Origin of the sequence: Acidovorax sp. JHL-3 (assembly GCF_000526295.1) — a bacterium.
Classification (GTDB): Bacteria; Pseudomonadota; Gammaproteobacteria; order Burkholderiales; family Burkholderiaceae_C; genus Acidovorax; species Acidovorax defluvii.
On record NZ_JAFU01000001.1, the window covers coordinates 145,011 to 169,639 of the forward strand.

The 24,629-nt window shown below is 65.0% G+C and carries 20 protein-coding genes; 1 reads left to right on the top strand and 19 read right to left on the bottom strand.

The window, feature by feature from the left end; translation table 11 throughout:
* Positions 1 to 21: 21 nt before the first annotated feature.
* The 19 genes from K226_RS0100650 to K226_RS0100740 form a co-directional block, all read right to left on the bottom strand.
* On the bottom strand, positions 22 to 810 hold the full coding sequence (locus K226_RS0100650; protein ID WP_024812944.1) for a cell division protein FtsQ/DivIB: 789 nt from the start codon (positions 808 to 810) through the stop codon (positions 22 to 24).
* Complete coding sequence (locus K226_RS0100655) at positions 807 to 1,820, bottom strand: D-alanine--D-alanine ligase (RefSeq protein ID WP_024812945.1); 1,014 nt, start codon at positions 1,818 to 1,820, stop codon at positions 807 to 809. The genes K226_RS0100650 and K226_RS0100655 overlap by 4 nt, the downstream gene beginning before the upstream one ends.
* Positions 1,817 to 3,250 (bottom strand): UDP-N-acetylmuramate--L-alanine ligase, encoded by a 1,434-nt coding sequence (gene murC, locus K226_RS0100660; protein ID WP_024812946.1) that lies wholly within the window; start codon positions 3,248 to 3,250, stop codon positions 1,817 to 1,819. The genes K226_RS0100655 and murC overlap by 4 nt, the downstream gene beginning before the upstream one ends.
* Entirely contained in the window at positions 3,247 to 4,311 is a 1,065-nt protein-coding gene (gene murG, locus K226_RS0100665) for an undecaprenyldiphospho-muramoylpentapeptide beta-N-acetylglucosaminyltransferase (RefSeq protein ID WP_024812947.1), read from the bottom strand. The genes murC and murG overlap by 4 nt, the downstream gene beginning before the upstream one ends.
* Positions 4,312 to 4,558: 247 nt before the next feature.
* A complete protein-coding gene (gene ftsW / locus K226_RS0100670) occupies positions 4,559 to 5,824 on the bottom strand; it encodes a putative lipid II flippase FtsW (protein WP_024812948.1) in 1,266 nt (421 codons plus the stop codon).
* Positions 5,821 to 7,338, bottom strand: a complete 1,518-nt coding sequence (murD, locus tag K226_RS18550) for a UDP-N-acetylmuramoyl-L-alanine--D-glutamate ligase (protein ID WP_155886523.1) — start codon at positions 7,336 to 7,338, stop codon at positions 5,821 to 5,823. Before murD ends, ftsW begins: the two co-directional genes overlap by 4 nt.
* 359 nt (positions 7,339 to 7,697) lie before the next feature.
* The gene (mraY, locus tag K226_RS0100680) at positions 7,698 to 8,876 is read right to left on the bottom strand and encodes a phospho-N-acetylmuramoyl-pentapeptide-transferase (RefSeq protein WP_024812950.1); all 1,179 of its coding nucleotides are present in this window, start codon (positions 8,874 to 8,876) and stop codon (positions 7,698 to 7,700) included.
* A gap of 30 nt (positions 8,877 to 8,906) precedes the next feature.
* On the bottom strand, positions 8,907 to 10,322 hold the full coding sequence (murF, locus tag K226_RS0100685) for a UDP-N-acetylmuramoyl-tripeptide--D-alanyl-D-alanine ligase (RefSeq protein WP_024812951.1): 1,416 nt from the start codon (positions 10,320 to 10,322) through the stop codon (positions 8,907 to 8,909).
* Positions 10,319 to 11,821 (bottom strand): UDP-N-acetylmuramoyl-L-alanyl-D-glutamate--2,6-diaminopimelate ligase, encoded by a 1,503-nt coding sequence (locus tag K226_RS0100690; protein WP_035240778.1) that lies wholly within the window; start codon positions 11,819 to 11,821, stop codon positions 10,319 to 10,321. The genes murF and K226_RS0100690 overlap by 4 nt, the downstream gene beginning before the upstream one ends.
* A complete protein-coding gene (locus tag K226_RS0100695) occupies positions 11,821 to 13,566 on the bottom strand; it encodes a penicillin-binding protein 2 (protein ID WP_024812953.1) in 1,746 nt (581 codons plus the stop codon). The genes K226_RS0100690 and K226_RS0100695 overlap by 1 nt, the downstream gene beginning before the upstream one ends.
* The gene (gene ftsL, locus K226_RS0100700; RefSeq protein WP_024812954.1) at positions 13,563 to 13,862 is read right to left on the bottom strand and encodes a cell division protein FtsL; all 300 of its coding nucleotides are present in this window, start codon (positions 13,860 to 13,862) and stop codon (positions 13,563 to 13,565) included. Before ftsL ends, K226_RS0100695 begins: the two co-directional genes overlap by 4 nt.
* A gap of 43 nt (positions 13,863 to 13,905) precedes the next feature.
* Positions 13,906 to 14,829, bottom strand: coding sequence for a 16S rRNA (cytosine(1402)-N(4))-methyltransferase RsmH (rsmH, locus tag K226_RS0100705; RefSeq protein ID WP_024812955.1), 924 nt, complete (start codon positions 14,827 to 14,829; stop codon positions 13,906 to 13,908).
* Positions 14,830 to 14,837: 8 nt separating this feature from the next.
* A complete protein-coding gene (gene mraZ / locus K226_RS0100710) occupies positions 14,838 to 15,266 on the bottom strand; it encodes a division/cell wall cluster transcriptional repressor MraZ (RefSeq protein ID WP_024812956.1) in 429 nt (142 codons plus the stop codon).
* A gap of 363 nt (positions 15,267 to 15,629) precedes the next feature.
* Entirely contained in the window at positions 15,630 to 16,955 is a 1,326-nt protein-coding gene (gene hslU, locus K226_RS0100715) for an ATP-dependent protease ATPase subunit HslU (protein ID WP_024812957.1), read from the bottom strand.
* Between the two features lie 86 nt (positions 16,956 to 17,041).
* Entirely contained in the window at positions 17,042 to 17,608 is a 567-nt protein-coding gene (gene hslV / locus K226_RS0100720; RefSeq protein ID WP_035240780.1) for an ATP-dependent protease subunit HslV, read from the bottom strand.
* A 167-nt stretch (positions 17,609 to 17,775) separates the two neighbouring features.
* A complete protein-coding gene (locus K226_RS0100725) occupies positions 17,776 to 19,491 on the bottom strand; it encodes an STAS domain-containing protein (protein ID WP_024812959.1) in 1,716 nt (571 codons plus the stop codon).
* A 46-nt stretch (positions 19,492 to 19,537) separates the two neighbouring features.
* Positions 19,538 to 20,086 (bottom strand): RNA polymerase-binding protein DksA, encoded by a 549-nt coding sequence (gene dksA, locus K226_RS19370; protein ID WP_369795373.1) that lies wholly within the window; start codon positions 20,084 to 20,086, stop codon positions 19,538 to 19,540.
* A 418-nt stretch (positions 20,087 to 20,504) separates the two neighbouring features.
* Positions 20,505 to 21,569 carry a GTP-binding protein gene (locus K226_RS0100735; protein WP_024812961.1) on the bottom strand — a complete coding sequence of 355 codons (1,065 nt, stop codon included), beginning with the start codon at positions 21,567 to 21,569 and terminating at the stop codon, positions 20,505 to 20,507.
* 159 nt (positions 21,570 to 21,728) lie between these two features.
* On the bottom strand, positions 21,729 to 24,035 hold the full coding sequence (locus K226_RS0100740) for a heavy metal translocating P-type ATPase (RefSeq protein ID WP_024812962.1): 2,307 nt from the start codon (positions 24,033 to 24,035) through the stop codon (positions 21,729 to 21,731).
* A gap of 104 nt (positions 24,036 to 24,139) precedes the next feature.
* Here K226_RS0100740 and cadR point away from each other — a divergent pair, with 104 nt between their 5' ends.
* Positions 24,140 to 24,625 (top strand): Cd(II)/Pb(II)-responsive transcriptional regulator, encoded by a 486-nt coding sequence (gene cadR / locus K226_RS0100745; RefSeq protein WP_024812963.1) that lies wholly within the window; start codon positions 24,140 to 24,142, stop codon positions 24,623 to 24,625.
* Positions 24,626 to 24,629: the final 4 nt, after the last annotated feature.

Sequence of the window (24,629 nt, forward strand, 5' to 3'; positions counted from 1 at the left end):
TGTCGCATCTGCTGCACGCGGCTATTTCTTCGCAGCCGCTTCCGCGGTGACTGTCGTCACGCCACGCAACCGCAGCGCATAGCCTCCGGCATGCCGCAGGTCTGCCGACTCCAGTGCGTCCGCACGGCGCTGGTATTGCGCCGCCACCCCCGTCAGTGTGCTGATGAAGCGCTGCGTGCGTTGCACCACTTCTTGTTGCGTGCCGCCTCCCAGCTCCAGCGCTGCGCCGGTGTCGAGCGTGGCGCGCCAGCCGCCGCGCCCGGTGAGTTCCAGCGCATCCACAGCCATGCCCAGCGGCTCAAACAGTGGCTGCAGTACGCCGTGCATCTGCAGCACCTCGGCCGAACTACCCTGGGGACCCGTGAGGCGGGGCAAGCCTTCTTGCTCCACATCGCCCACATTGGCCTCGAAAACCTCGCCCTGGCTGTTGACCAGTGCCGAACCGGTTTCGCCCCCCCAGAAGGCAACAGCATCGTGTTCCTGCAGCTCCACGCGCAGGCCACCCGGAAACTCGCGCCGCACCAGGGCCTTGCGCACCCAGGGCGCCTGCTCGAAGGCCGCGCGCGCGGCCCGCAGATCGATGGTGAAGAAGTTGCCCGCCAGCTGCGGCGCCACATTGGCGCGCAAGGTCACTGCATTGTTGTGCACCAGCTCACCCTGAACCACGATGCGCGCCACAGAAAAACCGGGATAACGCAACACCCAGCGCGCCCCCGCTGCCAGCAAAAGCAGCACGCAGCACAGGAACAAGACCGAAGCGGTCAGGTTCATGAGCTTGACGTCCAGCGGTGCGGGCAGCGACTGGTTCATGGCGTGGTGGCCTCTTGGGGCTGGCTCTGTGCCGGGCTCAGCGTGGCACCGGGCGGCGTGTCCAGCGTGGCGGTGGCGAGCACGCCTACGCACAGGTCTTCGTAGCTGATGCCCAGAGCCCGTGCCGACATGGGAACCAGCGAATGACCGGTCATGCCCGGCGAGGTGTTGATTTCCAGCAGGAAGGGCTTGCGGTCACTGGCGCGGATCATGATGTCGGCCCGCGCCCAGCCCCGACAGCCCAGCGAACGGAAGGCCTGCACCACCAGGCGCTGGATCTCGCGTTCTTCCGCCTCGGGCAGGCCGCTTGGGCAGTGGTATTGGGTGTCGTCGGTGAAATACTTGTGTTCGTAGTCGTAATTGCCTTGCGGCGCCACGATGCGGATCACCGGCAGCGCATGGGCGCTGGCGCCTTCGCCCAGGATGGGGCAGGTGGTTTCATCGCCCTCGATGAACTGTTCGCACAGCACCTCGGGGTCGTATTTCGACGCCAGCGCATAGGCCTGCTCGCACTGCTCGGGCGAGGACACCTTGGTCAGCCCGATGGTCGAGCCCTCGCGCGCGGGCTTGACGATCATGGGCGCGCCCAGCGCCTGCAGGGCCATAGCCGTTTCATCGCCGCTGGCCACAAGACGCCAGTCGGGCGTGGGCAAGCCCTCGGCGCGCCAGATGCGCTTGGTCATGATCTTGTCCATCGACATGCTGGACGCCATCACACCCGAGCCGGTGTACGGAATTCCGAGCAACTCCAGCGCGCCTTGCACCGTGCCGTCTTCACCGTGGCGCCCGTGCAGGGCAATGAAGCAGCGGGCGTAACCGCCGCGCTTGAGTTCGCCCAGTTCGCTCTGTGCCGGGTCGAACGCGTAAGCATCCACACCGCGCGAGCGCAGCGCCTGCAGCACGCCGCGGCCGGACATCAGGGACACATCGCGCTCGGCCGATGCACCGCCCATCAGCACTGCCACCTTGCCCAACGTGCGGGCGTCAATATTTGAGCCAAATGTGTTCATTGCGACCTCCCTGCTTGCGGCAACAGCTCATTATTTTGTAGCAAATCAACCACCTTTCCGGGCACGGCACCAATCGAACCCGCACCCATGCACATCACCACGTCGCCATCTTTTGCGTTGTCTGCAATGGACTGGGGCAGGTCGGCCACGGCGTCAACGAACAAGGGCTCTACCCGGCCGGCCACGCGCAGCGCACGCGCCAGCGAGCGGCCGTCTGCGGCCACCACGGGCGCTTCGCCAGCGGCATACACCTCGGTGAGCAGCACGGCGTCGGCACTGCCGATGACCTTCACAAAATCTTCAAAGCAGTCGCGCGTGCGGCTGTAGCGGTGCGGCTGGAACGCCAGCACCAGGCGGCGCCCAGGGAAAGCCCCGCGGGCCGCTGCCAGCGTGGCGGCCATTTCGACGGGGTGGTGGCCGTAGTCGTCGATCAGCGTGAACTGGCCACCGTCCTTGGCGGGCAGTTCGCCATAGCGCTGAAAGCGCCGGCCCACGCCCTTGAAACCGGCCAGCGCGCGCTGCACGGCTTCGTCCGGAATGTTCAGCTCCACGGCCACCGCGATGGCCGACAGGGCGTTGAGCACGTTGTGCTCGCCCGCCAGGTTGAGCACCACCTCCATATCGGGCAGCGTGACGCCGTTGCGTCGCTGCACCGTAAAGCGCATTTGCCCCGCCTCGGCCTGCACGTTGATGGCGCGCACCTGGGCGTCTTCCGAAAAGCCGTAGCTCGTGACGGGGCAGGTCACGCTTTGCAGAATGTCGCGCACCGCCGGGCTATCGACGCACAGGATGGCAGTGCCATAAAACGGCATGCGGTGCAGAAAATCGATGAAGGCCCCCTTGAGGCGACCAAAGTCATGCCCGTAGGTTTCCATGTGGTCGGCATCGATGTTGGTGACCACAGCCATCACGGGCAGCAAATTCAGAAACGAGGCATCGGACTCGTCGGCCTCGACCACGATGTAGTCGCCGCTGCCCAACTTGGCATTGGCGCCCGCGCTGTTCAGGCGCCCGCCAATCACAAAGGTGGGGTCGAGCCCCGCCTCGGCCAGCACACTGGTCACAAGGCTGGTGGTGGTGGTCTTGCCGTGCGTGCCGGCAATGGCGATGCCCTGCTTGAGGCGCATCAGCTCGGCCAGCATGAGGGCGCGTGGCACCACGGGAATCTTCTTGTCGCGCGCGGCCAGCACCTCGGGGTTGTCGGCCGTGACGGCGGTGGAGGTGACCACCGCATCAGCCCCCTCAATGTGCGCTGCCGCGTGACCCAGGCAGGTCTTGATGCCCAAGCCCGCGAGGCGGCGCAGCGTGGCGCTGTCACTCAGGTCCGAACCCGAGATCTGGTAGCCCAGGTTGAACAGCACCTCGGCGATGCCGCTCATGCCGGCGCCGCCCACACCGACGAAATGAATATGGCGAACAGCGTGCTTCATGCAGACAACTCCTCGCACGCTGCCACCACTTCGCGGGTGGCATTGATTTTTTGCATGTTTTTGGCCTTCTCGGCAATATCGACGAGCGCTGTGCGCTCTGAATTCAATAGCATCTTCGCCAACCCTTCGGGGGTCAGGTCGCTTTGCTGCACCAGCCAGCCGCCGCCCGCGCTCACCAAAAAGCGGGCGTTGGTGGTCTGGTGGTCATCCACTGCAAAGGGGAACGGTACAAAGATGGCGGCAGCACCCACGGCGGCAATCTCGGTCACGGTGCTGGCGCCGGCGCGGCACACGATGATGTCGGCCGCAGCAAACGCGCTGGCCGTGTCGTCGATGAACGGGGTGAGCTCTGCCTGCACACCGGCAGCCTGGTAGTTGGCGCGCAAGGTGTCGATCTGCGTGGCGCCGCTCTGGTGCGTGACCACTGGCCGGTTTTCCGCAGGGATCAGCGCCAGAGCCCGGGGCACGATGTCGTTGAGCGCCTGCGCGCCCAGGCTGCCGCCCACCACCAGCAGGCGCAGGGGGCCCGTGCGCCCGACAAAACGCTCAGCCGGTGCCGGCTGGCGCGTGAACGCCGCGCGCAGCGGGTTGCCCACCCACTGGGCTTTCTTCAGCACGCCCGGAAACGCGGTGAACACCCGGTCGGCCACACCGGCCAGCACCTTGTTGGCCATGCCGGCCACCGAGTTCTGCTCGTGCAGCACCAGGGGCTTGCCGCACAGCACGCCCATCATCCCGCCCGGAAAGGTGATGTAGCCACCCAGGCCCACCACCACATCGGGTTTCACGCGGCGCACCACGTGCAAGGCCTGCCAGAAGGCGCGCAGCAGGCGCAGGGGCAGCAACGCCAGCGTGGCCAGGCCCTTGCCACGCACACCGGAAAAATCAATGAGTTCGAGCGGAAAGCCGTGCTGCGGCACGATGCGCGACTCCATGCTGCCCGGTGCACCCAGCCAGTGCACGCGCCAGCCGCGTGCGCGCAGCTCCTCAGCGACAGCAAGGCCCGGGAAGATATGGCCGCCGGTGCCGCCAGCCATGATGAGTGCCGTTTTCTGGCTCATACACGCCCCCCTCTCATGAGGCGCTGCGCGCCTTGCATTGCATGCGCAATGCGGAGCTTGTTCTGGCGAAACAAATTGCTCATAGGCGGCCTCCGTGCATCAAATGCTCCGCATTCGGCAGCGTTGACACGCTGCTGCAGCCTGTTTTGGTGAAACAAACTGCTCATACGCGGCCTCCGCGCATCGAATGCTCCGCATTCGGCAGCGTTGACACGCTGCTGCAGCCTGTTTTGGTGAAACAAACTGCTCATACGCGGCCTCCGCGCATGAGCAGTTTGTTTTCATAATCCACGCGCAATACGACCGCGAGCGCGACGAGGTTCATCAGGATGGCAGAGCCGCCAAAGCTCATCAGCGGCAGCGTGAGTCCCTTGGTCGGCAGCGCGCCCAGGTTCACGCCCATGTTGATGAAGGCCTGAAAGCCCATCCAGATGGCCACGCCCTGCGCGACCAGGCCAGCGAATACGCGGTCCAGGGCGATGGCCTGGCGGCCGATGTGCATGATGCGGCGCGTCATCCAGACAAACAGCACGATGAGCGTAAGCACGCCCACCAGACCGAACTCCTCGCCGATCACGGCAAGCAAGAAGTCGGTATGGGCCTCGGGCAACCAGTGGAGCTTTTCAACGCTGCCGCCCAGCCCCACGCCAAAGATTTCCCCACGCCCGATGGCAATGAGCGAATGCGAAAGCTGGTAACCCTTGCCCAGCGCGTGCTCTTCGCTGAACGGGTCGAGGTAGGCAAACACGCGCTCGCGCCGCCATGGCGAACTGGCGATCATGACGGCGAAGGCCGAGACCAGCACGCCCGCAATCAGGAAGAACATGCGCGCATTGACGCCGCCCAGGAACAGGATGCCCATGGCGATCACCGCCACCACCATGAAGGCGCCCATGTCCGGCTCGGCCAGCAGCAGCACACCCACAATGGCCACGGCGGCGCCCATGGGCAGCACGGCGCGAAAGAAGCGCTCTTTCACATCCATCTTGCGCACCATGTAGTCGGACGCATACACCAGCACGGCAAACTTGGCCAGCTCCGAGGGCTGGAAGTTCATGATGCCCAGCGACAGCCAGCGCCGCGCACCATTGACCACAATGCCCACATGCGGGATCAGCACCGCCACCAGCAGGACGATGGAGACCACGAACAACCAGGGCGCCACACGCTCCCAGGTGGCCATGGACACCTGGAACGCCAGCAGCGCCACTACAAAACCGACAACCAGCGCACGCGCGTGAAGCATGAGGAAGTGGGTGGGCGCGATCTTGCCGAAACGGGGGTTGTCCGGCATGGCAATCGACGCCGAATACACCATGACCAACCCCCAGGCCAGCAGCGCCACCACCACCCACAGCAGGGTCTGGTCAAAACCCAGCACGGCGGCGGGCGTGCTGCGGGTGGGGCTGTAATCGGTGCCGCCCACGCGCACCGGCAGCACATCGGCGGCCTTGCCAGACAGCCCTCCCAGCCAAGCCGTAAGGCGTTGCCATGCACTGGTGGCGGCGGTCATTGCATGCCCTCCAGTTCCTGTCCGGCGTCGTGCGCCAGCTCGCGCACAGCGTCGCAGAACACCTGGGCACGGTGTGCGTAGTCCCGAAACATGTCAAAGCTGGCGCAGGCGGGAGACATCAACACCGCATCGCCCGGACGGGCGTGCTGCGTGGCCAACTGCACGGCGTGCGGCAGCGTCTGCGCATCGACCAGCGCAACACCCGCACCCTGCAGTGCAGCGCGAATCAACGGTGCATCCCGGCCCATCAGAACCACTGCCCGCGCAGAGCGCGCCACCGGCGCTGCCAGCGGCGAAAAGTCTTGCCCCTTGCCCTCGCCGCCCAGAATCACCACGAGGCGGCGATCTGCCCCCAGACCGGACAGCGCCGCCACCGTGGCGCCCACATTGGTGCCCTTGCTGTCGTCGAAATATTCCACGCCTGCCACCACACCAATGGGTTCCACACGGTGCGGCTCGCCGCGGTACTCGCGCAAGCCATACAGCATGGGGGACAAAGCGCAACCCGCCTCACAGGCCAGCGCCAGGGCTGCCAGGGCGTTGATGGCGTTGTGGCGCCCGCGAATGCGCAACGCATCGGCCGGCAGCAGGCGCTGGATGTGCAGCTCGGGCTCTTCGCTGCGGCCGCGCTTGCGGGTTTCGTCCGACTCCAGGGCACGCACCAGCCAGGCCATGCCGCTCACCAGCTCAATGCCGAAGTCGCCCGGGCGCCGGGGCATGTCGCCGCCAAATGTGGTGTGCGCGCGCTGCTGCGGTTTTTGCAATTTCACGCGCACGGGCTCCGGCAGCATGGCCATCACCGCTGGTTCGTCGCGGTTGAGCACCATGACTGCGCTCTGCCCGAAGATGCGTGCCTTTGCAGCGGCATAGGCCTGCATGTCGCCATGCCAGTCCAGGTGGTCCTGCGTGATGTTGAGCACCGTGGCGGCCGTGGGCTCAAAGTCCACCACGCCGTCGAGCTGAAAACTCGACAGCTCCAGCACCCACACCTGGGGAAGCGTGCCCGCGTCGATATGGGACGCCAGCGTATCGAGCAACGTGGGGCCGATATTGCCGGCCACGGCCACGGTTTTGCCCGCGCGCTCGACCAGCTGGCCCGTGAGCGACGTGACCGTGGTCTTGCCATTGGTGCCGGTGATTGCCAGCACCGCTGGCGCATACCCGTGCGCAGCGCGCAGTGCGGCAAGGGCCATGGAATACAAGCTTAATTCGCCTCCAGTGCTTATACCCATTGCGCTAGCAGCTACGAAAACAGGAGCAATTGAGTCAGGACTCAACCCTGGCGAGCGGTACACCGCGTGCAGGCCCTGCCCTTGCACCAGATGCGCACCAAAGGCGCCCGCCACGAAACGCACCTGTGGCAGCTCTTGCTGCAAGGCAGCCAGCTGGGGAGGCAACTGCCGCGTATCGGCCACGGTGACATGCGCGCCGCAGCGCACGCACCAGCGCGCCATGGCCAGGCCCGAAGCACCCAGCCCGAGGATGAGGATGTTCTGGTCTTGCAGCGGCGCCATGCCTTCGCCTGGGCGACCGGCCGGCGCGGCAGGGGCCTGAGCGGGGTCGGCCGCCGATTCGCCACCGTCTTGCGCAGCCATTGGCAACACGGCGGGCGTGGGCTCTGGCGCGGCCACTTCGGCAAAGATCTGCGCCACAAAATCGGCCGCAGCCTTGGCGGCAGAAATGGCCGGGGCCTTGTCCAGGCTCCAGGTGCTGCCACTGCGACCAGCACTTGCTGCGACGCCCGGGGCCTCGTCTGTGACCGCACGCAACTCACCAGCGCCTGCGGCTGGCGCAAGCGGGGAGCTGGGCGCACCCGCCCCTTCCTCCAAAGGCGTGGCCACGGGGTGGGCAGGAAGAATGGGGTCGTTGTCGCTCATCGCAGTTTCAGGGTAGACAGGCCTACCAGGCACAGCAGCATGGTGATGATCCAGAAGCGCACGACCACCTGCGTTTCCTTCCATCCGCTCTTTTCAAAGTGGTGGTGCAGGGGTGCCATCTTCAGCAGGCGGCGGCCTTCGCCATAACGCTTTTTGGTGTACTTGAACCAGGCCACCTGCAGCATCACCGACAGCGCCTCGACCACAAAAATGCCGCCCATGATGGCCAGCACGATCTCCTGGCGCACGATGACGGCGATGGTGCCCAGCGCAGCGCCCAGTGCCAACGCGCCGACATCGCCCATGAACACCTGCGCCGGATGGGCGTTGAACCAGAGAAATGCCAGGCCTGCGCCCGCCATGGCGGCACAAAAGATCAACAACTCGCCCGCGCCCGGTATATGCGGGAAGAACAGGTATTTGGAATACACCGAGCTGCCGGTGACATAGGCAAACACGCCCAGGGCCGAGCCCACCATCACCACCGGCATGATGGCCAGGCCGTCCAGACCGTCGGTCAGGTTGACGGCATTGCTGGAGCCCACGATGACAAGGTAGGTGAGGATCACAAAACCCAGCACACCCAGCGGGTAGCTGATCTCTTTGAAGAACGGCAACTGCAAGCCCGCCTTGGGCGGCAGGTCGAGCGAGAAACCCGACTGCACCCAGCCCACGAAAAGCTCCCACACCTTGGCGTTGGAGCTCTCGGAAATGCTGAACACCAGGTACAGCGCTGCAATCAGGCCGATGACCGACTGCCAGAAATACTTCTCGCGCGAGCGCATGCCCTCGGGGTCCTTGTTGACCACCTTGCGCCAGTCGTCCACCCAGCCAATGGCACCAAAACCCAGCGTGACCAGCAGCACGATCCAGACAAAGCGGTTGGACAGGTCAAACCACAGCAGCGTGGAGATCGCAATCGACAGCAAGATGAGCACGCCGCCCATGGTGGGCGTGCCGCTCTTGGACAGGTGCGACTGCATCGCATAGCCGCGAATCGGCTGGCCGATCTTGAGCGAGGTAAGCACGCGGATCACCTTGGGGCCCGCCACCAAACCAATGAGCAGCGCCGTCATGGCGGCCATCACGGCGCGGAAGGTGAGGTACTGGAACACCCGGAAAAAACCGAACTCGGGCGACAGACCCTGCAGCCATTGCGACAGCATCAGCAGCATGGGACACCTCCTTGCACGGTACGGCGGGCATCAATGGCTTGCATCATGCGGCGCCTCCGAATGGACGATTTCTTGTTGTTCTGCGTTGGCGACCATCGCCTCCACCACCTGTTCCATCTTCATGAACCGCGATCCCTTCACCAGCACGCTGCCCACCTGGGGCAATGCCTCGAGCAACGCCGCCTGCAGCGATGCCATGTTGTCAAAATGCCTTGCGGCGCCGAACGCCTGGGCGGCGTTGGCCGACTGCACGCCCAGCGCATACAGGTGCGCAATGCCCGCCGCGCGCGCATGGGCGCCAGCCTCAGCGTGAAACTGCGGGCCCTGGTCACCCACCTCGCCCATGTCGCCCATCACCAGCAGCTGCGGTGCGGGCAGTGCGGCCAGCACATCGATGGCGGCGCGCATGGAGTCGGGGTTGGCGTTGTAGGTGTCATCCACCACGGTGATGTCGCGCCCCGCATGCCGCACGCTGAGCGCGCGCGAGCGCCCCTTGACGGGGCTGAATGCAGTTAGGCCGCGCGCAATGGCATCCAGCGAAACGCCGGCCGCCACGGCGCAGGCGGCAGCGGCCAGCGCATTGGTGACGTTGTGCAGTCCCGCAATCTGCAGGGTGCATGACAGCGCCCCGACGGGTGTGGTCATCTCGACCTGCCATTTGCCTTGCTCCCAGCTGGCGCGCCCACACTGCACATCGCCCCCCGCGCCAAAGGTGATGCACCGGCGCGGCGCAGCAAGGCGCGCCCACAGGCCGGTGTAGGCATCACCTGCAGGGAACACCGCCACGCCATCGGCGGGCAGCGCCGCCAGCACCGAGCCGTTTTCTTCTGCCACGGCCTGCACCGTGTGCATGAATTCGAGGTGTTCGCGTTGTGCGTTGTTGACCAGCGCCACCGTGGGCTGCGCGATGGCGGCCAGGGTGGCAATTTCGCCGGGATGGTTCATGCCCATCTCGATCACCGCGGCGGCGTGCTCTGCCCGCAGGCGCAGCAGCGTCAGGGGCACGCCGATGTCATTGTTGAAGTTGCCCTGTGTGGCAAAGGCCGCGTCACCCTTCCAGGCGCGCAGGATGGACGCCACCATCTGCGTCACCGTTGTCTTGCCATTGCTTCCCGTGATGCCAATCAGGGGCAGGCTGAACTGGGCACGCCACGCGGTGGCCAGCGCGCCCAGCGCAGCCAGGCTGTCGGGCACCTCGATGCCGGGCAGCCCGGCAGCTTCGAGCCCGCCATGGGCCACGGCGGCCACGGCACCCGCATCGCGGGCGTCGGCCAGGAAGGCATTGGCATCAAAGCGCTCGCCTTTGAGCGCCACAAACAGGTCACCCGGCTGCAAAGTGCGGGTGTCCGTGTGCACGCGTGCCACCGGTGTTGCCCCATCGCCCACCAGGCGCGCCTGGGGAATGCTTTGGCGAATCCAGTCGAGCGCTTGCTGCAGGTTCATCATGCCCATGTGCTGGCTCCCCGGGCGGTCAGGGCTGCCTGCGCCTGCGCCATGTCGTCGAACGGCCGGCGCACACCGGCCGTTTCCTGGTAATCCTCGTGGCCCTTGCCGGCAATCAGCACCACATCGGCCGCATCGGCTTCGCCAATCGCCAATGCAATGGCGGCAGCGCGATCAGGCTGTGCCCGCACGGTTTCGCCCGCGATCGTGCCTTGCAAAATCTGGTGCAGGATGGCCACGGGCTCTTCGCTGCGCGGGTTGTCGCTGGTCACCACCACCCAGTCGGCATGCTGCTGTGCCACCGCACCCATCAGCGGGCGCTTGCTGGCATCGCGGTCGCCGCCGCAACCGAATACACACCACAGCTGCCCCCCGCGCTCCACGGCAAGCGGGCGCAGTGCCTGCAGGGCCTTGTCCAGGGCGTCGGGGGTGTGGGCATAGTCCACCGCCACCAGCGGCTGCCCCGGCGCCACCAGCCGCTGCATGCGGCCGGGCACGGGTTGCAGGCCCGCGCAGGCGCGCACGGCATCAAGCAGCGGCACGCCCTGGCTGCGCAGCGTGGCCAGCACGCCCAGCAGGTTCAGCACGTTGTAGTGGCCAATCACGCAGGTTTGCAATATCCGCTGCTCTGCGCCTTCCACCACCGTGAAGCGCAGCCCCTGGTCGCCCAGGGCAATGTCCCGCGCCGCCAACCGCGCCGGTCCGTGGGCCGAGATGCTCCACAGATCCAGCGCGCGCCCCGACAGTTCGGAATGCAGCTGCACTCCGGCCGGATCGTCCACGTTGATGACGGCCGCCTGCAGACCCGGCCAGTCAAACAAGGCCCGCTTGGCCAGCCAGTAGTCGGCCATGCTGCCGTGGTAGTCGAGATGGTCCTGGGTGAAATTGGTGAAGATGGCCGTGCGAATTAGCGAGCCATCCAGGCGCGCTTCGGCCAGTCCGATGGAAGACGCCTCGATGGCGCACGCGCCCAACCCCTGATCGACATACTGGCGAAACGCGCGCTGCAGGCGCACCGGGTCGGGGGTAGTCATACCCGTGGATTCAAGGGCTGGCGCAACACCCATACCCAAAGTACCCACCAACGCACAGCCAGCAAGCGCAGGTAGCTCTCTATTTGATAGTGCATTCAGGGCGCCCGCCAGCCACCACGCGGTGCTGGTCTTGCCGTTGGTTCCTGTCACTGCCAGCACGGCGAGTTGACTGGTGGGGTGATCAAACCACTGTGCGGCAATGGGCCCGGTGGCGCCCTTGAGGCCATGCAATGCGGCCATGTGGTCGCCCGTGAACCCGAACGCCTCCACACCCGACTGCTCCACCAGACAGGCTGTGGCGCCCCGCACCATGGCATCGGCCACATGGGCACGCCCATCGGTGGCGGCGCCCGGCCAGGCAATGAATCCGTCACCCGGGCGAATCAGACGGCTGTCGGTCTGCAAGGTGCCGGTGACGCGCTCACGCAGCCATTGCACGGCGTCATGGGCAGTGGTCAATGTATGCATCACAGCGACTCCTCCACCCCGTCGGTCATGATCTGCGGCTTGACGGCCACGTCCGGCTGCACGCCCATCATGCGCAAGGTCTGCTGCACCACCTCGCTGAACACCGGCGCCGCCACCAGGCCGCCATACACCTGGCCGTTGCTGGGCTCGTCGATCATCACGGCCACGATGATGCGCGGCTTGTCGATGGGTGCCATGCCGGTAAACCAGGCGCGGTATTTGCCGGCGGCGTAGCTTTTGCCCACCTGCTTGCGGGCAGTGCCAGACTTTCCGCCCACCGAGTAGCCCACGGTCTGTGCCTTTTGCCCCGTGCCGCCGGGCCCAGCGGCCATCTGCAGCATCTTGCGCACCTGGTCGGCCGTGCGCTCGGAAAACACGGGCACGCCGATGGCGGGCTCGGTACTTTTGAGCATGGTGGCAGGAATGACGCGCCCACCGTTGGCGAATACGGTGTACGACCGCGCCATCTGGAACAGGCTGGCCGACAGGCCGTAGCCATAGGACATGGTGGCCTGTTCGATCGGGCGCCAGGTCTTGTAGGGCCGCAGACGGCCACTCACCACGCCAGGAAAAGCGAGTTGCGGCTTCTGGCCGAATCCGGCGGCAGAGAAGGTCTCCCACATCTCGCGTGCGGGTATCTGCATGGCGATCTTGGTGGTGCCCACGTTGCTGGACTTCTGGATGACGCCCTCGACGGTGAGCGCACCGTAGTTGTGCGTATCCGAAATGGTGGAGCCGGTGATGGTGAGCCGGCCCGGCGTGGTGTCGATGACGGTGTCTGGCCGCATGCGGCCCGATTCCAGCGCCAGACCGATGGTGAACGGTTTCATGGTGGAGCCGGGCTCGAACACATCGGTCAGCGCACGGTTGCGCAATTGCTCGCCGGTGAGGTTCTGGCGCTTGTCGGGCACATAGCTGGGATAGTTGGCCAGCGCCAGCAACTCGCCGGTGTGCGCATCAAGCACCACCACGCTACCGGCCTTGGCCTTGTGCGCCGCCACCTGATCGCGCAGCTTTTGATAGGCAAAGAACTGCACCTTGCTGTCGATGGACAGCTGCATGTCGCGGCCATCCACCGGCGGCACGGTCTCGCCCACGCCTTCGACCACGCGGCCCAGGCGGTCCTTGATCACGCGGCGCGAGCCGGCGCGCCCGGCCAGCTCGCTGTTGAAGGCCAGTTCCATGCCCTCCTGGCCCTTGTCTTCCACATTGGTGAAGCCCACCACATGCGCGGCCGATTCGCCCTCGGGGTACTGGCGCTTGTATTCCTTGCGCTGGTAGATGCCCTTGATGTCCAGCGCCGCAATCTGCTGGCCCACGTCCCAATCGAGCTGACGCTTGACCCAGACAAAGGACTTGTCCTCGTCCGCCAGCCTGGCGTTCAGCTCGGCCTGGGACATGCCAAGCAGACGGGCCAACTGCTTGAGCTTGGCACGCACCTCGGGCTTGTCCTGCTCCACATCTTCGGGAATGGCCCAGATGCTGGCCGCCGGCACACTGGAGGCCAGAATGAGCCCATTGCGATCGAGAATCTTGCCCCGATTGGCGGGCAGTTCGAGCGTGCGCGCAAAGCGCACCTCACCCTGCCGCTGAAAAAATGCGTTGCCAAACACCTGCACATAGGCCGCACGCGCTGCCAACCCGGCAAAGCCCAGCGCAATCATGGCAACAATGAACTTGCTGCGCCACACGGGCGTCTTGCTGGCCAGCAGGGGGCTGGAGGTGTAGAGCACGCTGCGGCTCATGGCTGCGACTCCGGCGCGGACGTGACGGCGCCCGCAGGATCAGCGACATACTGGGTGATGGCGGGGGTAGCGGTGCGCATGTGCAACTGGGCCCGTGCCAGCTTTTCCACCCGCAGCGGCGTGGCCTGCGCGCGCTTTTCAACCTGCAGCCGCTGGTGCTCGGTCTCCAGGCGGCGCGACTCAGACACCGCGCGGTCCAGCTGGGTAAACAGCCGGCGCGATTCGTACTGCGTGTGCACCAGATACAGGGCACTGGCCATCACCGCCACCAGCAGGACGAGATTGAGCCGGGTCATGCGGCGACTCCCCGGCTTGCATTGGCGCCAGCGGCGTGCATTGTCAGGCCTCCGTGCGCTCTGCAACGCGCATGATGGCGCTGCGCGAACGGGGGTTGGCTGACACTTCGGCCGCGCTCGGCTTGATCCGGTCCAGCGCGACCAGCTTCATGACCTTGGGCGGAGCAAAAGGCATCCGGCGGTCGTAAACCTCCTTGGAATGCTGCGCAATGAATTGCTTGACGATGCGGTCTTCGAGCGAATGAAAGCTGATCACCACCAGCCGCCCGCCGGGCTGCAGCACCGACAGGCTGGCTTCTAGGGCTTGCTGCAGCTCTTCAAGCTCAGCGTTGATGAAAATCCGTAGAGCCTGAAATGTGCGCGTTGCAGGGTTCTGGCCCGACTCGCGGGTCTTGACCGCACCAGCCACGAGATCGGCCAGTTCGGCGGTGGTTGCAAGAGGCCCCCGTTCCTCGCGCCGAGCAACAATCGCCTTTGCAATGGGGCCAGCAAACCGTTCTTCACCGTAGTCACGTATCACCTCCGCAATCTGTTGAACCTCGGCAGTGGCCAGCCACTGAGCCACGCTCTCGCCACGCGTGGTGTCCATGCGCATGTCCAGCGGGCCATCAAAACGAAAGCTGAAACCGCGCTCTGGACTGTCAATCTGGGGCGAACTCACCCCCAGGTCCATCAGCACCCCGGCCGCGCTGCCTGGTGGCAAATCCGCCAGATGGCGAAAACCTTCGTGCCGAATGGAAAAACGCGCATCGGTGATGCGCGTTGCCTCGTGGATGGCTTCCGGGTCTTTGTCGAACGCCACAAGGCGCCCCTGTGGCCCCAGCCGCAGCAAAATTCGCCGGGAGTGGCCGCCACGCCCAAAGGTGGCATCCACCCAGGTGCCGGCAGGCTCGGGGCCCGCGCCGCCCAGCAGCGCGTCCACGGCTTCATCCAGCAGGACGGTGGTGTGTTGCAGATCAGGGGTCACCACGGGCCTTAAAAAGAAAAATCCTTGAACACATCGGGCATTTCGCCCTGCATGGCCTGCGCTTCCTGCGCGTCGTAAGTGGCCTTGTCCCACAGTTCGAAGTGGTTGCCCATGCCCAGCAAGATCGCATCCTTGGCAATACCGGCCGCCTGGCGCAACTCAGGCGACACCAGCACCCGGCCGGTGGCATCCATCTCTACATCCATGGCGTTACCCAGAAAGATCCGCTTCCACCACTGTGCCGCCATAGGCAGCTGGCCAATGCGTTCGCGAAACTTCTCCCACTCTGGACGGGGAAACACCATCAGGCAGCCGTGGGGGTGCTTAGTGATCGTGAGTTGGCCAGCCGCCGTCGCGCTCAGGACGTCACGGTGCCGGGTCGGCACAGACAGCCGACCCTTCGCATCGAGACTCAGCGACGAAGCACCTTGAAACACGGAATGATTCCCCCACTCGGTTGACATCCCCCAAACCCGAAAAACGGAGTTCAAGGGCACTTTTCACCACTTAATTGCACTTTTTTGCACTGTAGCAGGAAAAGCACTCCAAGCAAGAGGGCTTGCAACAAACTTTTGCAATGAAATCAAGGACTTAGCCGCGTTTTCGGAGGAAGGAAAACAGCAAAACCCGTTATCCAATAAGCACTTACAACTGCCTACTCAAGTGATACCTGAAGGCGGCACGGGCTTCTGCACCGGTTGGCAATCCGTTGGGCCGCAGGACGCGGCGCCGCAGACAGTGCCGCGGCACGTCAAGGCTGAGCAGCGCGTAAGCCGGATCGCCCGGGTTGCGAATCCGTGTCAGAGGATGTAGCGGGACAGGTCTTCGTCCTGGCTCAGGGTTTGCAGACGCTTGTCGACATAGGCCGCGTCCACGGTCACCGTCTGGCCAGACAGGCGCGCCGCATCGAAGCTGACATCGTCCAGCAGCCGCTCCATCACGGTGGACAAGCGGCGTGCGCCGATGTTTTCCGTGCGCTCGTTCACATCAAAGGCGATGTGCGCCAGGCGAGTGATGCCCTCGGGCAGAAAGTCGAGCGCCACCCCCTCGGTGGCCAGCAGCGCCTGGTATTGCTTGACGAGCGAGGCGTGGGTTTGCGTGAGGATGGCTTCAAAATCCTCCACCGACAGGGAGTCGAGCTCCACCCGGATGGGAAAACGACCTTGCAACTCGGGAATTAGGTCACTGGGCTTGGACAGGTGGAACGCCCCCGAGGCGATGAACAGGATGTGGTCCGTCTTGACCATGCCGTATTTGGTGGACACCGTGGTGCCCTCCACCAGGGGCAGCAGGTCGCGCTGCACGCCTTGGCGCGACACGTCGGCGCCGCTGGTCTCCTGGCGCGCCGCCACCTTGTCGATCTCGTCAATGAAAACGATGCCGTTCTGCTCGGCATTGGTGATGGCGCGGGTGCGAATCTCTTCCTCGTTCACCAGCTTGCCGGCCTCCTCCTCGGTAAGCAGCTTCAGGGCCTCGGCGATCTTGAGCTTGCGGGTCTTGCGCTTGTCCTGCCCCATCTGGCTGAACATGCCACGCAACTGCTCGGTCATCTCTTCCATGCCTGCCGGGCCCATGAGCTCCACCTGCGGGCGGCTTTCGGTCAGGTCAATCTCGATGTCCTTGTCGTCCAGGCTGCCTTCGCGCAGCTTTTTGCGAAACACCTGGCGCGCCGTGCTGTCCGTGGCCGGCTCGGTGCCCGCGGCGGCTCGGGCTGGGGGAATCAGAACATCCAGGATGCGCTCTTCGGCAGCATCTTCGGCAAGTGCCCGCACCTTCTTCATCTCGGACTCGCGCGTCTGTTTGACGGCCATTTCGGCCAGGTCGCGGATGATGGCGTCCACATCCTTGCCCACATAACCCACCTCGGTGAACTTGGTGGCTTCGACCTTGATGAAGGGCGCATCGGCCAGCCGGGCCAGACGGCGCGCGATCTCGGTCTTGCCCACACCGGTGGGCCCGATCATGAGGATGTTCTTGGGCGTGATTTCCTGGCGCAGGCTGCCTTCGACCTGCTGGCGGCGCCAACGGTTGCGCAGCGCAATGGCGACTGCGCGCTTGGCACTGGCCTGGCCAACGATGTGGCGGTCAAGCTCGGAAACGATTTCCTGGGGGGTCATGGACGACATGGGAAAAATTCCAGTCAAAAATGGCTCTGGCTCTTATACATCAAGCGCCAACAGCTATGAATAATATAGCAACCCAACACCTACCGTCAGAGCGTCTCGATGGTGTGGTTCATGTTGGTGTAAATGCACAGTTCACCGGCGATCTCGAGCGACTTCTTGACGATCTCCTGCGCAGACAGATCGGTGTTTACCAGCAATGCCTTGGCTGCGGAGTGCGCATAGGCACCGCCCGAGCCGATGGACACAATGCCCTGCTCGGGCTCCAGCACATCGCCATTGCCGGTGATGATCAGCGAGGCACTCGCGTCGGCCACGGCCAGCATGGCCTCCAGGCGACGCAGCACACGGTCGGTGCGCCAGTCTTTGGTGAGTTCGATGGCAGCGCGGGTGAGATGCCCCTGGTGCTTTTCCAGCTTGGCCTCGAAACGCTCAAACAGCGTGAAGGCGTCGGCTGTGGCGCCGGCAAAGCCCGCCAGCACCTTGCCGTGGTAGAGCTTGCGCACCTTGCGCGCCGTGCCCTTGACGATGATGTTGCCCAGAGTGACCTGGCCGTCGCCCCCGATGGCGACCTGCAGTCCCTGGGGCGTCTGGCGGCGCACGCTCAAGATGGTGGTGCCGTGAAACACCGGGTGGTTGTCGTTTGATGAGTCCATAGCTGCGGCAGATGGGGTTTGCCGCCCATTTTGCAAGCCGCATCACAACCTGGCCGATGGCCGCTGCGCGAGGGCCGCCAATTCCTCAGTGCAAGCGCTGGCGGAGCCCCCCTTGCCGCGAAAGCGCAACAGAAGGGGACGCCGCGAACTGGCTCACGGATAAGTTACTAGTTTTTGCGTGGAACGACCCACGCGTGCTCGTTGACACCGATCACGTTGAAGAAGATCGCTACCAGGCGGTGCAGATTTTGGAACTGCACCACATGGCCGCGGGACTGCTGCTCGGCCGCCCAGTTGAGCACCGAGCCGGCGGCGCCAAAATCAATGCGGATAAGCCGGTCGCAGGCAATGGTCAGAGGCTCACCGGGGCGCAGCAGCGCCTCCAATGGCTCCAGCAGCGGCGTGGCATCGCCATCAATGTGACCGCTCAGCGCCGCCGACCGGGCCGCCTCGGGCGCCGTCAGCACCGCAGAATCGGCCGCCTCGGGGGCCAGCAGATCCTGGCCGTCGGCCTGCGCCCCGGGCGTCAGCGCATTTTCGCTGTCGGAGTAGCCGCAGCGCGGCGCAGTCCAAGAGGGGGGCGAGACTTCAAACGTCACGCAGTAATCCAGCGCCACCAGCTCGAACTCATCCGGGCTGGCCATGAGCCGCAGGGCCGCCATGCGCAGGCGCCACCACTCAGGGCTGTTGGACCGGTCGCCCGACTGCGTCTTGCTCTCCAGCAAGGCATTGAGCGCAGACACGCCGGAAAACACAAACTGCCCGCTGCGATCCGCCCATTGGGTGAACTGGTCGGCCATCAGCGGCACGGCGGCCTCGTCGATGGCGGTCAGGCGTCCCCAGGCCAGGGTCCAGGGCGAGGTGGCACGCCCCAGCGCGGCCTGCAACGCAGCCACCGACGACACCGCAACGGTGGAAGGGGCAGCCCAGCTGAAATCACGCCGTGCCGCCACTGGCGCCGCAGCCGGAGCCGCGGCAGGGGCCAGCCCCAGCTGGTCGGGCATCGAAAACCACAGGGGGGCCGATCGGCTAAAGCGTGCGGCAAAATCGATCGCCAGGTTGTCAAAACGGTCTTGCTGGCCTGTCGCACGGTACAGGTCAAACAGCGTCATCCAGATTTCCAGCTGCTGCTGCGGGTCGTCCTGTGCGTGCTGGGCGAGAACATCCAGCAGGCCAGACTCAGCGCCCGCATGGTCGCCATTGGCAAACCGGATGGCGGCTTCTTCTAGATCGGGTTCGTGCACGAATTCCTCCGGTTCGACTGCGGATTCAGACTCGGCACCAGGGGCCGCAGGACTGAAAGACGCCTCAGGTGCGTCAGCCATCATGGGGGCATCCTTGCCGCCAAACCCCGCGATGGCCATGCTGTCATCTGCAAACAAAGGGGCCACCGAGGGCCGGACCTCCAGCGGAACCTGCAAGGTGCCGGGCGTGGTGGGGGCATAAGCGCGCGCAGCAGAGCCCTCATCGCCCTCGGGTTGCATGCTGGCAGGCTGGGTGGGAGCATCTGCCGACTGCTTGCTCTTCCACCACTGCTGTGACATCTGCGCTTCGATCTCATCGATCTTCTTGATCGTGACCGCGCGCTCGTCGGGCGACGCCATGCTGCTCTGAAAGAACGATGGCCTGCCCGTGGGGTCTTCCGCGCGCTGGCCTTGGAGCACTTCGCGCTGGCGCAATTTGCGCAACTGGTCGAACTCACGGCGGCGCACGAAGTCGTTGCGCCGCTTTCGCTCGATCATCTCCTTGAGCATCTGCTTGCTGTACTGGCTCTCCCGATCCCCCTGGATCGAATCGAGTTCCGTCCAGTTGACCGTGGGGTTGCGCACAAACCGCACCACCTTGGACAACAGGCCGCCGGGTGTGGTTTCTTCCTTGCTCATAAGCAGTCAGATGGTGTGCGCATGAAGAGTTCAGGCCGGTTCGCCTTCAGTCTCCAAACATTTTTTGTTTGAGTTCACGGCGTTGCTGGGCCTCCAGCGACAGCGTGGCGGTGGGTCGGGCGATCAGGCGTCCCACGCCGATAGGTTCGCCGGTTTCGTCGCAATAACCATAGTCGCCCGAATCGATGCGGCCAATGGATTGCTCGATTTTCTTGAGAAGCTTGCGTTCGCGGTCGCGGGTGCGCAATTCCAGTGCGTGCTCTTCTTCGATGGTGGCGCGGTCGGCGGGATCGGGCACCACCACGGTGTCTTCGCGCAGATGCTCGGTGGTTTCACCGGCACTGTTGTGGATTTCCTGCTTGAGATGGACGAGCTTGAGACGGAAGAACGCCATCTGCTTGTCGTTCATGTACTCGCTGTCGGGCATAGCCATCACTTCGGCGTCGGTCAGCTCTTCGGCCGGCTTGGTTTTCCAGTTGTTCGCCAATTTGGGATCTTTTTTGGCTGCCGTATAGGTGGGATGCACTTGCGCAGTCGTGGGCATGGTGTGTAGATAACTGGCTTTGGCAGCGGTTGAAGCCACCGCCTGTGCCATGGATGGTACGGTCAATTGGGCCAGCCGGGAAGAAGGCCGGGTGCTGCGCACAGGTACTTGACTGCCGGCCTGCAAAGGCTGGGCTGGCACATCTGCCACTGCCGGTGGGGCAACTTTGGGGGTGGCCTTGGCAGTAGCCTTTGCAGCAACCTTGGTTGCCGCTGGGGCGGCGGCAGTTTTTGCCGCGGTTGGGGCCGCTTTTGCGGCTGCCTTGGGTTTGCTGGTTTCGGCTTTCACTGACGGGACTCCTCGCGTAACGGGCTGGCCCGGGCTGCACAGGCAGCCAAGGGCGGGTGGCAAGCCTTCCGGGGTTTTACCGGGGCGCGATTGTATCGACCTGCGCCAAGGCAAACGGGAACGTTGCAGATACAACACAAAAGGATGTAGGGCCATACCCGCCCCACCAGGTGCAATCCGGTCAAACCAGACTCTGCTCCAGCCCCTGCAGAAAGATGTCCTTGGGCAGGTCTATGCCAATGAACACCATCTTGCTGGTGCGCGCCTCACCCTCGGCCCACTGGGGGCCCAGGTCACTGCCCATGAGCTGGTGCACGCCCTGGAAAATCACCTTGCGATCGGTGCCCTGCATGTTCAGCACGCCCTTGTAGCGCAACATGCGTGGACCATAGATGTTGACGATGGCACCCAGAAAATCCTCCAGCTTGGCCGGATCGAACGGGCGGTCTGAGCGGTAAACGAAGCTTTTGACGTCATCGTCGTGATGGTGGTGGTGCCCGTGGCCTTCGTGGCCGTGCTGGTGCGATGGGTGGTTGCACTGCTCGCCATGCACGTGGTCATGGTCGTGATGATCGTGCGCCTCTTCTTCCTCCTTGAGGAAATCGGGGTCGATATCGAGCTTGGCATTGAGGTTGAAGCCCCGCAGGTCCAGCACCTCCTTGAGAGGCACCTCGCCAAAGTGCACGGCCTTGATGGGCGCACGCGGGTTCATGTGCTTCAAGCGATGGATCAGCGCATCGGTTTCCCCGGCGCTCACCAGATCGGTCTTGGACAGGAAGATCTGGTCGGCAAAGCCCACCTGGCGGCGCGCCTCCTGGCGGTCATTGAGCTGCTGGGCGGCATGTTTGGCGTCCACCAGCGTGATGATCGAATCGATCAGGTAGGTTTCGGCGATTTCTTCGTCCATGAAGAAGGTCTGCGCCACCGGGCCGGGGTCGGCCAAGCCGGTGGTTTCGATCACGATGCGGTCGAATGCAAGCAGGCCCTTGCGCTTTTTGGCTGCCAGCAACTGCAGGGTTTCGCGCAGGTCTTCGCGGATGGTGCAGCAGATGCAGCCGTTGCTCATCTGCACGATCTGCTCCTTCGAGTCGGTCACCAGGATGTCGTTGTCGATGTTCTCTTCGCCAAACTCGTTTTCGATGACGGCGATTTTCTGGCCATGGGCTTCGCTCAGCAGGCGCTTGAGCAGCGTGGTCTTTCCGGAACCCAGAAAGCCGGTGAGGATGGTGACAGGAATGAGGGACATTGGAAACCTTGGGAGATGCAACGGGCCGTGCAACCCGCTGCCAAATGGTGTGGCGCTGGGGAGCCAGACCGCAAAAGGGAAGAGTTTAGCGGGGGACCAAAGCCCGTGCCGGACACTGCCAAACCGTGCCACTTGCTGCCGGTACAAGCAACATTTCCCCTATTTCGCTGGCGCCTCGTCCACCGCGCGCAGCATGCGCAGGCCGTTGAACACCACGATCAGGCTGGCCCCCATGTCGGCAAACACGGCCATCCACATCGATGCGCCGTTGAACAGCGCCAGGAACAAAAAGACCACCTTGATGCCCAGCGCCAGGGCAATGTTCTGCCAGAGCACGGTGCGGGTCTGGCGCGACAGCCGGATGAGCTGGGGAATGCGCCGCAAATCGTCGTTCATGATGACCACGTCGGCGGCCTCCATGGCCGTGTCGGTACCGGCGGCCCCCATCGCGATGCCGATGTCTGCCCGGGCCAGTGCAGGGGCATCGTTGATGCCGTCCCCCACCATCGCCGTGAGGCCATGGCGCGCCTGCAGGGCCTCAATGGCCGCCAGCTTGTCTTGTGGCAGCAGATTGCCCTGCACCTCATCCAGACCTGCCTGGGCGGCGACGGTGCGGGCGGTCACGGTGTTGTCACCCGTCAGCATGACCGGCACCACGCCCAGCGCATGCAGCGCGGCCAGTGCCTCGCGCGAGCTGTCCTTGATGGTGTCGGCCACGGCAAACAAGGCCAGCACAGCGGCATCGGTCGCCAGCAGTGTCACCGTGCGCCCCTGTGCCTCGTGGGCGGCCAGCCGCGCCTCGATGCCGGGGTTGCACAGACCCAGCTCCTCCATCAGGCGGTGGTTGCCCAGCACCAGCCGCTGCCCTGCGACACGGGCCTGCACACCGCGCCCCGGCAGCGCCGTGAAGGCTTCCAGCGCACCGCCAGGTGCCGCGCCTGGGGCCGCACCCTGCGCTGCGGCCAGCCCCTGCGCAATGGCGCGTGATACCGGGTGGTCGGAATGCCCCGCCAGATCGCCCGCCCAGCGCAGCACCTGCGCCGAAGCCACCGGGGCGTTCCCCTCTGGCGACGGCAGCACCTCGGTGGCCACCAGCCGGGGCCTACCTTCGGTGATGGTGCCCGTCTTGTCGAGCGCTATCGCCTTGATCTGGTGGGCGGTTTCCAGATAGACCCCGCCCTTGACAAGAATGCCGCGCCGCGCGGCCGCCGCCAGGCCGCTAACCACCGTGACGGGCGTGGCGATGACCAGGGCACACGGGCAGGCAATCACGAGCAGGACCAGGGCCTTGTACAGCGCCTGCGTCCATGCCACATCCACCAGCCAGGGCATGAGCATTGCCACTGCCACGGCCAGCGCAAACACCACGGGCGTGTAGATGGCGGCAAACTTGTCCACAAACTGCTGCGTGGGCGCGCGGCTTCCCTGGGCCTGCTCGACCGCATGGATGATGCGGGCCAGCGTGGTGTTGCTGGCCGTGGCCGTGACCCGCATTTCCAGGGTGCCGGTGTCGTTGATGGTGCCGGCAAACAGGGTGTCGCCCACGGTCTTATCCACGGGCATGCTCTCGCCCGTCACCGAGGCCTGGTTCACCGCACTCGCGCCCGCAATGACCACGCCATCGAGCGGCACGCGCGCGCCCGGCCGGATGCGCACCACGGCGTCCAGCGCCACGCTGGCCGCAGCGGCCTGCTGCCAGGCGCCGTGGGGCTGGCGCACCTCGGCCGTGTCGGGGGCCAGGTCGAGCAGGCCCTTGATGGCGTTGCGCGCCCGGTCCACCGAACGCGCCTCGATCAGCTCGGCCAGGGCATACAACGCCATCACCATGGCGGCCTCGGGCCACTGGCCGATAACAAACGCCCCGGTCACGGCCACGGTCATCAGCGCATTGATGTTGAGCCGCCCCCGCCCGAGCGCAGCAACGCCCTTGCGGTAGGTGGAAAAACCGGCCAGCCAGATGGCGGCAGCGGCCAGCGCCATGCCCGCCACCTGAAACTCCCGCGTCTCTGGCGCCAAAAAAGCCAGCAGCTCGGCGGCCACGGCCAGCCCCAGCGCCAAGCCCAGGCGCCCCAGGCCCCCGGCGCCCGGCTGGTGGCTGTGCGCCTGCGCGCCCTTGCCCGCAACGTTTTGTGCCAGGGGCTGCGGATCAAACCCCGCCCGCCGGATGGCCGCCAGGATTTGCGGCATGGCCGACGGCAGCGCATCGATGGCCAGCGTGCGGGCAGCCAGCTGAAAATGCAGACCGCGCAGGCCCGAAACACCCGCCAACGCGTGGCGAATCTCGCTTTCCTCGGCCGCGCAGTCCATGGATGCGATGCGAAAAACAGTCCCATGGCCGGCACCCGGCGCGGTGCGTTCACCGCCCTGCCCGGCGGCCGGTGCAGGGGGCGGAGCGGATGGCTGCGTGCACGAACAATGGCCGCAGGCATCCGCCGGAGCGGGAGGTGTGTGGGGAGATGGGCTCATGGTTGCTTTCCTTGCTTGCCGCTATTGGAAACCCTGATGCCACTTCAGAGTCAAGCACGCCCGAGGCGTACCATCGCCGCACCTCCACCCCTGCGGCGCACCCCATGAAAATCGGCGAGCTGGCCACCCTGACCCACACTCCGGTCGAAACCATCCGGTATTACGAACGCGAGGGCTTGCTGCCCCAGGCCGCCCGCACCGGGGGCAACTACCGCATCTACAACGAGGCCCAGGCCACACGCCTGTCGTTCATACGGCATTGCCGGGGCCTGGACATGACGCTGGACGAGATCCGCACGCTGCTGCGCTTCAAGGATGCCCCCACCCGCAACTGCGGCGATGTCAACGCCCTGCTGGACGCGCACATCGGCCATGTGGCTGCGCGCATCCGTGAGCTGCGCCTGCTGGAAAAGCAGCTCAAGAGCCTGCGCGAGCAGTGCCACGAGGCGCAGGACGCCGCCCACTGCGGCATTCTCAACGAGCTGACCGACATCGCCAGCCGGCCGGGCCGCCCCAACGCGGGCCATGTGCACGGCACGCATGCCCGCTCGGCGGCGCCGGCGCCGGCGCTGCAAAAAACGGGCAGCTAGCCGG